Annotated in this window: 12 protein-coding genes and 2 tRNA genes; 9 read left to right on the top strand and 5 right to left on the bottom strand. The window is 62.2% G+C overall.

Translation table 11 applies throughout. The annotated features are described in order from the left end of the window. Positions 1-240: 240 nt before the first annotated feature. Positions 241-444, top strand: coding sequence for a hypothetical protein (locus NKH97_RS32830; protein ID WP_352556246.1), 204 nt, complete (start codon positions 241-243; stop codon positions 442-444). Positions 445-890: 446 nt separating this feature from the next. Next, positions 891-1,196: a BA14K family protein gene (locus tag NKH97_RS32825; protein ID WP_352581499.1), complete on the top strand. Its 306-nt coding sequence runs from the start codon at positions 891-893 to the stop codon at positions 1,194-1,196. Positions 1,197-1,276: 80 nt separating this feature from the next. Here the strand turns inward: NKH97_RS32825 and bhcR are convergent, their stop codons facing one another. Beyond that, positions 1,277-2,098 (bottom strand): HTH-type transcriptional regulator BhcR, encoded by an 822-nt coding sequence (gene bhcR / locus NKH97_RS32820; RefSeq protein ID WP_352581498.1) that lies wholly within the window; start codon positions 2,096-2,098, stop codon positions 1,277-1,279. Positions 2,099-2,310: 212 nt separating this feature from the next. Here bhcR and gcl point away from each other — a divergent pair, with 212 nt between their 5' ends. From gcl to NKH97_RS32805, 3 genes are read left to right on the top strand one after another with little or no spacing between them, the layout of a single operon-like run. After that, positions 2,311-4,092 (top strand): glyoxylate carboligase, encoded by a 1,782-nt coding sequence (gene gcl, locus NKH97_RS32815; protein ID WP_352581497.1) that lies wholly within the window; start codon positions 2,311-2,313, stop codon positions 4,090-4,092. Between the two features lie 10 nt (positions 4,093-4,102). Further along, positions 4,103-4,906 (top strand): 2-oxo-tetronate isomerase, encoded by an 804-nt coding sequence (otnI, locus tag NKH97_RS32810; protein ID WP_352581496.1) that lies wholly within the window; start codon positions 4,103-4,105, stop codon positions 4,904-4,906. Between the two features lie 33 nt (positions 4,907-4,939). Next, positions 4,940-5,857, top strand: a complete 918-nt coding sequence (locus NKH97_RS32805; protein ID WP_023812091.1) for a 2-hydroxy-3-oxopropionate reductase — start codon at positions 4,940-4,942, stop codon at positions 5,855-5,857. A 107-nt stretch (positions 5,858-5,964) separates the two neighbouring features. On the opposite strand, the gene rlmB is transcribed toward NKH97_RS32805, so the two are convergent. Continuing rightward, a complete protein-coding gene (gene rlmB, locus NKH97_RS32800) occupies positions 5,965-6,813 on the bottom strand; it encodes a 23S rRNA (guanosine(2251)-2'-O)-methyltransferase RlmB (protein WP_023812090.1) in 849 nt (282 codons plus the stop codon). Between the two features lie 198 nt (positions 6,814-7,011). Here rlmB and NKH97_RS32795 point away from each other — a divergent pair. Next, positions 7,012-7,096 (top strand) — tRNA-Tyr (locus NKH97_RS32795). A gap of 89 nt (positions 7,097-7,185) precedes the next feature. Next, a tRNA-Gly gene (locus NKH97_RS32790) sits at positions 7,186-7,259 on the top strand. Between the two features lie 78 nt (positions 7,260-7,337). On the opposite strand, the gene NKH97_RS32785 is transcribed toward NKH97_RS32790, so the two are convergent. Beyond that, the gene (locus NKH97_RS32785; protein WP_023812089.1) at positions 7,338-7,802 is read right to left on the bottom strand and encodes a YidB family protein; all 465 of its coding nucleotides are present in this window, start codon (positions 7,800-7,802) and stop codon (positions 7,338-7,340) included. 131 nt (positions 7,803-7,933) lie between these two features. Between NKH97_RS32785 and NKH97_RS32780 the strand changes: the two genes are divergently transcribed. Continuing rightward, on the top strand, positions 7,934-8,191 hold the full coding sequence (locus NKH97_RS32780; protein WP_023812088.1) for a GlsB/YeaQ/YmgE family stress response membrane protein: 258 nt from the start codon (positions 7,934-7,936) through the stop codon (positions 8,189-8,191). Positions 8,192-8,266: 75 nt separating this feature from the next. Here the strand turns inward: NKH97_RS32780 and NKH97_RS32775 are convergent, their stop codons facing one another. Then, positions 8,267-8,404, bottom strand: a complete 138-nt coding sequence (locus NKH97_RS32775) for a hypothetical protein (RefSeq protein ID WP_164778452.1) — start codon at positions 8,402-8,404, stop codon at positions 8,267-8,269. Between the two features lie 176 nt (positions 8,405-8,580). Further along, on the bottom strand, positions 8,581-9,468 hold the full coding sequence (locus tag NKH97_RS32770) for a DMT family transporter (protein WP_023812086.1): 888 nt from the start codon (positions 9,466-9,468) through the stop codon (positions 8,581-8,583). A 312-nt stretch (positions 9,469-9,780) separates the two neighbouring features. On the opposite strand from NKH97_RS32770, the gene NKH97_RS32765 reads away from it, so the two are divergent. Beyond that, on the top strand, positions 9,781-9,871 hold a 91-nt coding region (locus NKH97_RS32765), incomplete at its 3' end, for a GTP-binding protein (protein ID WP_032908143.1).

Below are 9,871 nucleotides of genomic sequence, written 5' to 3'. Positions count from 1 at the left end.
CCTTCTGGCTGCGCCATGTCACGGGGATGGGGGGAGGGAATAGGGGAATAGGGGAATAGGGGAATAGGGGAATAGGGGAATAGGGGGCGACGGTTCATTGGTGTCCTTGCCGTCGTTGCTCGTTTGCGCCAATGGCGCTCCACAAAAAATCTCCAAGCCTTTCGAACCTTTTGCCGCGCCGCGCCGACTGATGGTTAGAGGCGAATGGGTCGCCTCGATCAAAAGATCCAGGAGATCATCATGTTCAAGCGCACTCTTACCTCAGGCCTCGTCGCCATCTTCGTCGCCACCGGCGCGCTCGCCGGCACTGTCGGCACGTCGTCAGCCCACGGCATGCACGGCCATCACCACAACTACAACCATCACAAGAAGCACTTCAAGAAGTATTGGTGGAAGCACTACAACCATCACCACAGGCATGGCAGGGTGATCATTTTCCTTTGATGGAGGGACCCAATTTCCCAAAAGGGCGGCTTCGGCCGCCCTTTTTGCGTTGGGCGATCTCTTTGTGAAGTGGGGACGGCAAAGCTGCCGATCTCCCCCTTTGCGGGGGAGATGTCCGGCAGGACAGAGGGGGGTGTGAAGGATCACCGGCTTCCCCATGAAGTTTCTCTATTTTATCCGTGCGGTTGCCTCGCCCTGATTGGTTGACAAGCTGGCGGGACAGCACCCCCTCTGCCCTGCCGGGCATCTCCCCCGCAAGGGGGGAGATCAGCCGCATCAACTTCTTCGCCAAGCTCTCGCAAGGTCGCCGTCAGCATGACCTCGGTCGATCCGATTTCCCCGATCGCAGAAAAATCGAAAAAAGATTCGAACCTTTTTCCTGGCCGCGACGACAGATGATCAAGAGGCGGATGGATCGCCTCGGTCAACGAAGCAAGGAGATCGTCATGTTCAAGAGCACACTCGTTTCCGGCCTCATCGCCACTGCAGTTGCCGCCGCCACGCTGGCCGGCACCGTCCAGCCCTCGGCCGCCCACAGCCATCACCACAACCGCGAAATCGGCATCGGCATTGCGGCCGGCGTCGGCGGCTTTGTCCTCGGCAGCCTGCTCGCCCAGCCGCGCACCGTCTATGTCGACGAAGGCGGCGGCTCATGGCACGTCCGCCGCTGCTATGACCGCTACGCCAGCTACGACGTCGACTCCGACACCTATCTCGGCCATGACGGCTATCGCCACTACTGCCGTCTCTGAGAGGAGGTGGCGTTTCAATCAGCCAGAAGAGGGGCGCCCCCGCAGCCCCTCTTTTCGCTGTGCTTGAAACGATCGGACCGTCAGGGCGCCCTGATGCCGCCAATCATCCTGGTCACCTCGGCGGCGGCATCGCGCACCAGCGGGCCGATCTCGGCCAGCCGCTCCGGCGTCACCCGCACCGTTGGTCCCGACACCGAAACGCCGCCGATCGGCTCGCCGAATTCGTTGAAGATGGCGGCTGCCACGCAACGCATGCCGGGGTGCCGCTCCTCGTCGTCGACCGACCAGCCGCGCAGCTTGATCCGCGCCAGATCGTGGGCAAGCGCCGAAATGTCGGACAGCGTCCTGTCGGTGAAGCGCTGCAGGCCTGCCTTGCGCAGGATGGTTCCGACGCGCTCCGGCTCGAGATGCGCCAGCACCGCCTTGCCGATGCCCGACGCATGAAAGGGGCTGCGCGTGCCCGGCCGGAAGAAGGCGCGGATCGCCTGGTGCGTCTCGACCTGGCTGACGAAGACCACGCAATCGTCCTCGGCGACGCCGAGATTGGCCGTCTCGCCGGTTCTTTCCATCAGCTCCTGCATGACGACACGGGCGCGGTCGACCAGTTTGCGGCGGCGCAGGAAGGCCGCGCCCATGCGGTAGGTCTCGACGCCGATCGACCAGAGCTGGTCTGATGTGTCGAATTCGACCATGCCGTGGTTTTGCAGCGTCGTCAGCATGCGGTAGGCGGTGGAGGCGGCAAGGCCGCTCTGCGCAGAGATCTCGCTCAGCGACAGGCCGCTGCCTTCCGCGACAATGGCCAGGATGCGCAACGCCCTGTCGAGCGACTGCACCGAGCTGGCCTCCGATGGCCCGTTGAAAGCGCGGGGCCGGCCGCGCTGGCGTTTTTCGGTCGTTTCCATGGCGCCATTCTCAGCCGATTTCGCCAACACACAATGAAAAAGTTTTTCACTCGATCGAAGGGATGAATTCCTGGAAAACGGAAAATCCAACAAAATCAGCATATAGCTGCCGTTTTCTAGAAATGAAAAAATATTCTGAAAAAATTGAAAAATAACCGGCGTGCTGACATCTTGGCCAATCCAACAATGACAAACCCGTGGAGGGCTGGAAAATGGCCAGGATGCGCGCTGTCGATGCCGCGGTTCTCGTTCTCGAAAAGGAAGGCATTTCCTGCGCTTTCGGCGTGCCGGGCGCGGCGATCAATCCGTTCTATTCGGCAATGAAGGCGAGGGGCACGATCCGCCATGTGCTTGCCCGTCACGTCGAGGGCGCCTCGCACATGGCGGAAGGTTTCACCCGCGCCAAGGCGGGCAATATCGGCCTGTGCATCGGCACTTCGGGTCCAGCCGGCACCGACATGATCACCGGGCTCTATTCGGCCGCCGCGGATTCCATTCCGATCCTGTGCATCACCGGTCAGGCGCCGCGGGCGCGGCTGAACAAGGAGGATTTCCAGGCCGTCGACATATCAGCCATTGCCGCGCCGGTCGCCAAATGGGCGGTCACCGTCATGGAACCCTATCTCGTCCCCATGGCGCTGCAGAAGGCGTTTCACCTGATGCGCTCGTCACGTCCCGGCCCGGTGCTGATCGACCTGCCGGTCGACGTGCAACTCGCCGAAATCGAATTCGACATCGACGCCTATGAGCCGTTGACGCCGTTCAAGCCGGCCATGACACGCGCCCAGGCCGAAAAGGCGTTGACGATGCTCAACGCCGCCGAAAAGCCGCTGATCGTCGCCGGCGGCGGCATCATCAACGCCGATGCATCGGATCTGCTCATCGAATTCGCCGAAATTTCAGGCGTGCCGGTCATCCCGACCTTGATGGGCTGGGGCGCGATCCCCGACGACCATCGGCTGATGGCCGGCATGTGCGGGCTGCAGACCTCGCACCGCTATGGCAATGCGACGATGCTGGAAGCCGACTTCGTCTTCGGCATCGGCAACCGCTGGGCCAACCGCCACACCGGCTCGGTCGACGTTTATACAAAGGGCAAAAAATTCATCCATGTCGACATCGAGCCGACGCAGATCGGCCGCGTCTTCGCGCCGGATCTCGGCGTCGTCTCGGATGCTGGCGCGGCGCTGAAGATGCTGCTCGACGTCGCCACCGAATGGAAGACGGCGGGCAAGCTGCGCGACTGGTCGATCTGGGCGAAGGAATGCCAGGCCCGCAAGAAGACGATGAAGCGCAAGACGCATTTCGACCAGGTGCCGCTGAAGCCGCAGCGTGTCTATGAGGAGATGAACAAGGCGTTCGGCCGCGACGTCACCTATGTCACCACGATCGGCCTGTCGCAGATTGCCGGCGCGCAGTTCCTGCATGTCTACAAGCCGCGCAACTGGATCAATTGCGGCCAGGCCGGCCCGCTCGGCTGGACCTTGCCGGCGGCCCTTGGCGTTCGCGCCGCCGACCCGGACCGCACCATCGTGGCGCTGTCGGGCGACTATGATTTCCAGTTCATGATCGAGGAACTGGCGGTCGGCGCACAGCACAAATTGCCCTATCTGCATGTCGTCGTGAACAACGCCTATCTCGGCCTGATCCGCCAGGCGCAGCGTGGTTTCTCGATGGATTTCGAGGTCGATCTTGCCTTCGAGAACATCAACCGGTCAGGCGATCCCGAGGCCGGCTACGGCGTCGACCACGTTGCCGTCGCCGAGGCCATGGGCTGCAAGGCGATCAGGGTGCGCAAGCCCGAAGAGTTCGCTGGTGCCTTCAAGGAGGCGCAGCGGCTGATGAAGGAGCACCGGGTTCCGGTCGTGCTCGAATTCATCCTCGAACGCGTCACCAACATCTCGATGGGTACCGAGATCGACAAGATCACCGAATTCGAGGAGCTTGCCGAACATCAGGAAGATGCGCCGACAGCGATCGTGATGTTGGATTAGGAGAAAAAGAATGCCGCGGTTTTCAGCCAATCTTTCGATGCTCTTTGGCGAGCATGAGTTCCTCGACCGTTTCGATGCCGCCGCTCGCGCCGGCTTCAAGGGCGTCGAATATATCGGCCCCTACGACCATGCGCCCGATGTCGTCGCGGCCCGGCTGAAGAAGAACGGTCTGACCCAGGTGCTGTTCAATCTTCCGGCCGGCGACTGGGGCAAGGGCGAACGCGGCATTGCGGTGCTGCCGGACCGTGTGCCGGAATTCCGCCAGGGCATCGCCAAGGCGATCGCCTATGCGCAGGCGCTCGGCTGCCAGCAGGTCAATTGCCTGGCCGGCATCGCGCCGGCGGGCGCCGACCGCAAGGTGCTGGAGGATGTCTTTGCCGAAAACCTCGCCTTCGCGGCGGAAAAGCTGGAGCAGGCCGGCATCAGGCTGCTGATCGAGCCGATCAACACGCGCGATATTCCGGGCTTCTTCCTCAACTATTCCGATCAGGCCTCGGCGCTGATCGATCGCGTCGGCTCGAAAAACCTGTTCCTGCAATACGACATCTATCACATGCAGATCATGGAGGGGGATCTCGCCCGGACCATCGAGGCTAACCTTGGCCGCATCGCGCATATTCAGCTTGCGGATAATCCCGGCCGTCACGAGCCGGGGACGGGCGAGATCAATTATCCCTTCCTCTACGAGCATATCGACCGCATCGGTTATGCCGGATGGGTCGGGGCTGAGTACAAGCCGAAGGCCGGGACGGAGGCTGGCTTGGGGTGGCTTCGGAGTTGGCCGGGCAGGGAAGTGCTGCGGCGTAAGCACTAGGGGGCGTTTCACACAGTCATTTGGAGAACCACAATGGAAACCATCGGCTTCATCGGCCTCGGCATCATGGGCGCGCCGATGGCGGGGCATCTGCTGGACGCGGGTTACAAGGTCATCGCCAGCGACCATCGCTCCAAGCCGCCGGCCGATCTCGTCGCCAAAGGCCTGAAGACCGTCACCGGCCACGCCGCCGTGGCCAAAGCTGCCGACATCATCATCCTGATGGTGCCCGACACTCCGCAGGTGGCCGATGTGCTGTTTAGCGACAATGGCGTCGCGTCCGGCCTGGCCAAGGGCAAGCTGGTCATCGACATGAGTTCGATCTCGCCGATCGAGACCAAAATCTTCGCAAAGAAGATCAACGATCTCGGCTGCGACTATCTCGATGCACCGGTCTCGGGCGGCGAGGTTGGCGCCAAGGCGGCGTCGCTGACCATCATGGCCGGCGGCGAGGAAAAGCCGTTCGAGCGCGCCAAGCCCGTCTTCGAGAAGATGGGCAAGAACATCACCCTGGTCGGGCCGAACGGGGTTGGCCAGACCACCAAGGTGGCCAACCAGATCGTCGTCGCGTTGACCATTGAAGCCGTCGCCGAAGCGCTTGTTTTTGCATCGAAAGCTGGCGCCGACCCGGCCAAGGTCAGGCAGGCGCTGATGGGCGGGCTGGCGGCTTCGCGCATTCTGGAAGTGCATGGTGAGCGCATGGTCAAGCGCACCTTCGCGCCTGGTTTCCGCATCGAACTGCACCAGAAGGATCTGAACCTCGCGCTGGAGGGCGCGAAGGCGCTCGGCGTTTCCTTGCCCAACACCTCGACGACTCAGCAGCTGTTCAATTCCTGCGCGGCCAATGGCGGCGCCAAGGAGGATCATTCGGCGCTGGTCAGGGCGCTGGAGCGGATGGCCAATTTCGAGGTCGGCAGCGAGGCAGCCGACGCCAAGGGCAAAGCGGCATAGGTCAGGAGAGGGCGGCGCAACGTTCCCAAGCCGCAAACTCTTGGCCCGTCGAAGAACGGGTTCCGGCGTCTGTCGGAACCCGTTTCTCGTTTCGAGATATTTTTGGCTTAGCCGCGCTTCAAAAACGCCCGCGCCACGTAAAGGCTGATCGCCGCGGCATTCGACACGTTGAGCGAATGGATGGCGCCGGGCATGTCGAGCCGCGCCAGCGTGGTCACCGTCTCGCGCGTCTTCTGGCGCAGGCCCTTGCCTTCGGCGCCCAGCACCAAGGCGATCTTTTCTCCGGCAAAGCTCTTTTCGAGTTCGGCCGGCGCGTCCGAATCAAGTCCGATGGTGCGGAAGCCGGCCTCGTGCAACTGGCCGAGTGCGTCGGCGAGGTTCTTCACCTCGATCTGGTCGATGTGCTCCAGCGCGCCGGAGGCGGATTTCGCCAGCACGCCCGATTCCTGCGGGCTGTGGCGGGCTGTGGTGATCAGCGCGCCGGCGCCGAAGGCGACCGCCGAGCGCAGGATAGCGCCGACATTGTGCGGGTCGGTGATCTGGTCGAGCACCAGCACCAGCTTCGCGTCGCCAAGCGCATCGAGCCGCTTGGCTTTCAGCGGCTCGGCCTCGATCAGCACACCCTGATGCACGGCGTCCGACCCGGTGATCTTGTCGATGTCCCTGGGTTCGACCAGTTCGGTCTTGAAGGGCAGGGCGGCGAGATCGGCGATTTCGAGGCGCTCGGCCGCGTTGCGCGTCACCAGCATCTTCCTAATCTTGCGGCGCGGATTGTCGAGTGCGGCGCGCACGGTGTGCAGGCCGTAGAGCCGCACCAGGCCATCCGCGGCATTTTCGCCCGGCGGAACCGGCTGTCGGGGCCGGAACGCCGGCGCGCCGCCGCTTTTCTCGTCGCGATAGGCGCGGCGCAGCTTGGCGTAATGGGTGTCTTTGGGGGTGTTGGTTTTGTCGCTCATGGCTGGCTTCTATAGCTGTGTCCTCCGGCCAAGGATATGGCCCGCCGTCACAGCCGGCGAACAGAAACGAAAAACCATGGTTGCGCGGTTGACACCCAATGGGCTTGCCGCCATAAGGCGCTGCGCTGGTTTCGGAGAACACATAACTCGGGTCCGGATCGGCGTGAATGCCTCGTTGCATGGCTCCGGCGGCAGACTGGAGAGGTGCCCGAGTGGTTAAAGGGGACGGACTGTAAATCCGTTAGCTTAGCTTACGTTGGTTCGAATCCAACCCTCTCCACCACTGCCGGCCCGGAAGCCCTGAAACGTGACAAGAATCGGACCGAAAAGTGCATGGCGCTTTTCGGATGAATCCGGTACTTCAGGAACGGCGCGGGTATAGCTCAGTGGTAGAGCAGCAGCCTTCCAAGCTGAATATGCGGGTTCGATTCCCGCTACCCGCTCCAGACACTTATCCCATCACCGGCAAGCCGAAACACTGCGCACGAGGCGCGCAGTGCTCCAATTGTCGTGGCTGTGCCGCGTCAGCTGTTGAACGCGGTGGCGACCTGGTGCTGCTGCGGCACCTGGCCGTTCGGCGTCAGTCTGTCGACGATACCGGGCAGGGCGGTGGACAGTTGCTTGAGCAGTTCCTGCTCGTCCAGCCCAGTCCGTTGCGCGATCTCGCGAATGATCTGCGGTCCGATCGCGGTGCCAAGATCGTTGGCATTGATCGGCTGGTTCTGCCCGGTGCCGACCCAGGAGTCGGCGGCATTGCCGTGGCCGGCATTTCTGAGCTTGTCGAGCAGGCCGCCCAATCCGCCAGCCAGGCCACCATCGGCGGATGTGGTTTCCGTCGGGACGGGGGCGGTCGGAGCGGGCGCGGGAGACTGTTCTGGCTCTTCGGCACTTCTGCCGCTCAGCATCTTGCCGACCAGCAATGCGCCGAGCGCGATCATCAGGGGTTTGGTGATGTTGCCGCCGGGAACGGCGTTGTCAAAAAGTCCCATCGTGGATCCTCCATAGCGACCAAGGCCCGACCCCTCATCAACAATGAAGCATTCGGGCAGAATTTCAAGCTGGCTTGAGGTTTTGACAATCCTATGAAAATGTCGGCTGGCGAGGGGATGGAGAGGAAAAAATGGGTATCATCAGTTGGATCATTCTGGGCGCCATTGCCGGCTTCCTGGGCAGCAAGATCGTCAACAAGACCGGCCAGGGCCTGATCATGGATATCGTCCTCGGCATCGTCGGCGCCATTGTCGGCGGCGTGATCTGCAGCCAGATCTTTGGCGTGGGTGTCACCGGTCTCAACATCTCCAGCCTGATCGTCGCGGTGGTTGGGGCGGTGGTCGTGCTGTGGGCCTACCATCAGTTCAGCGCAAGGCGGACGCTTTAGGCACCTGCGGATCGTCTGAGGTTTCGAGTTTCCGAAGGCAAGACCGGCTTCAGGCCTGTACGTGCAGCGGCTCGTCTATGGCATCAACACTGCATCGGCGGCGACGAAAAAGATCAGCGTTCCGGCGATGAACACCGCCCAGCCGACAAGCGACTTGCGGATAGCGGCCTTGTGCTCGGCGTCGGAGCTCTTGTTCTGGTCAAAATCGGTCACGGGGAACTCCCTTGGCTGATTGATCATGTCGTCGTCGAACGAACGATGCTTCGCCGAGTAGACGATCTTTTTCGGCCCGGCAACTGCTCATGCGCGGGTGCTTGGATGCGGAGGCTCCAGGTTTTGTTTATGCACGTCGTTCTCCCAAAACCGGGGCCCCTTTTGGGCGACATGCGTCAGGCGACGACGGCCAGCCGGCGCTGACGCTGATCCAGCGAGACGATGGTCAGCCCGCTGCCGACGACCAGCAGAATGCCGCAAATGGCCAGCGTGTTGGGGAACTGCCCGAACACCAGCAGGCCCGAAATGACCGCCCAGACGGTGAAGCAATAGTAGAACGGCGCCACGGCGCTGGTCGGTCCGATGCGATAGGCCATGAAGATGAAGAAATGGCCGAAGATCAGGAAAAATCCAGCACCCGCCATCAGCAGCAGGTGATGTGCCTGGGGCATGACCCAGCGCTCTGAAACCAGATGCGCGGCGCCGGCGCCGATCAGCACCACCACGACGGCGGAAATCGCCACGATCATCCCCGGCACCTCGGCCGAGACCCGCCGGCCGGCGAGGTCACGCGCCGCCGCGAGGGCTGCGTTGCCGAGCGCCAGCAGGGCGTAGACCGAAATGCCTTGCATGGTCGGCTGCGCCACCATCAGCGCGCCGACGAAACCGAGCCCGATGAGCGCCATGCGACGGCTGCCGATCCGTTCGCCAAACAGGATCGAGGAGCCGACCAGCATCAAGAGCGGCGTGATCTGTCCGAGCGCGGTGGAATCGGCAATCTGCATATTGGCGAGCGCGACCACATAGCAAAGGATCGCCGCCAGCTCGAGCACGTTCCGGCTCAGTACGCGCTTGTCGAAGATCAGCGGGATCTGCTTGCCGTAGCCCAGCGCGAACAACAGCGGGAAGCCCCAGAGCGCAGCCGCGGCACCCCGCAGAAACAGCACTTCGTAGGACGGCAGGCCTGCCGTCGCGAGTTTCATCATCGTGTCGTTGACGAGATACGATCCCGTCGAGACGATCATGAACAGCGGGCCGCGGATAGAGGCAGGGATGAAATGCATCTGGCCACAAGATCAGAGGCGGGTGGTGGCGGCAATGGTCCATGGCCTGGCCATGAATCAGACAGGGCCGGGCAAGCAAGCCAGCGCTTTCGCGGCCTCGATCGGTCGGCCCGCTACCCCTTCATTTTGCCCAGAGCCTTCCTATATCTTCGTCATATCCCCGCAATCGGATCGATGGTTCGGACTGAGTGAGACGGCACCCGGCCAAAAGACGCTTGTGTTTTTTGGCCTTTGTCGCTAATCGCCCCGCATTCGACTGAACTGAAGGTCTTCGACCGAACTGAAGATCCGGGCCGTCCAAGGAAAGAGACAATGGCAAAAGGTAAATTCGAGCGTAACAAGCCTCACGTGAACATCGGCACGATTGGCCACGTCGACCATGGCAAGACGTCGCTGACGGCGG

It is taken from the genome of Mesorhizobium sp. M0870, from assembly GCF_040319775.1.
Lineage (GTDB): Bacteria > Pseudomonadota > Alphaproteobacteria > Rhizobiales > Rhizobiaceae > Mesorhizobium.
Note: the sequence above shows the minus strand (reverse complement) of the source record. Positions and strands in the feature narration are given on the sequence as shown.

Coding starts and splice junctions, on each gene's coding strand:
- rlmB (WP_023812090.1), bottom strand. CDS start 6,813: ATGAGCGACAAAACCAACACCCCCAAAGACACCCATTACGCCAAGCTG.
- NKH97_RS32825 (WP_352581499.1), top strand. CDS start 891: ATGTTCAAGAGCACACTCGTTTCCGGCCTCATCGCCACTGCAGTTGCC.
- NKH97_RS32780 (WP_023812088.1), top strand. CDS start 7,934: ATGGGTATCATCAGTTGGATCATTCTGGGCGCCATTGCCGGCTTCCTG.
- otnI (WP_352581496.1), top strand. CDS start 4,103: ATGCCGCGGTTTTCAGCCAATCTTTCGATGCTCTTTGGCGAGCATGAG.
- gcl (WP_352581497.1), top strand. CDS start 2,311: ATGGCCAGGATGCGCGCTGTCGATGCCGCGGTTCTCGTTCTCGAAAAG.
- NKH97_RS32805 (WP_023812091.1), top strand. CDS start 4,940: ATGGAAACCATCGGCTTCATCGGCCTCGGCATCATGGGCGCGCCGATG.
- NKH97_RS32770 (WP_023812086.1), bottom strand. CDS start 9,468: ATGCATTTCATCCCTGCCTCTATCCGCGGCCCGCTGTTCATGATCGTC.
- NKH97_RS32830 (WP_352556246.1), top strand. CDS start 241: ATGTTCAAGCGCACTCTTACCTCAGGCCTCGTCGCCATCTTCGTCGCC.
- NKH97_RS32785 (WP_023812089.1), bottom strand. CDS start 7,802: ATGGGACTTTTTGACAACGCCGTTCCCGGCGGCAACATCACCAAACCC.
- bhcR (WP_352581498.1), bottom strand. CDS start 2,098: ATGGAAACGACCGAAAAACGCCAGCGCGGCCGGCCCCGCGCTTTCAAC.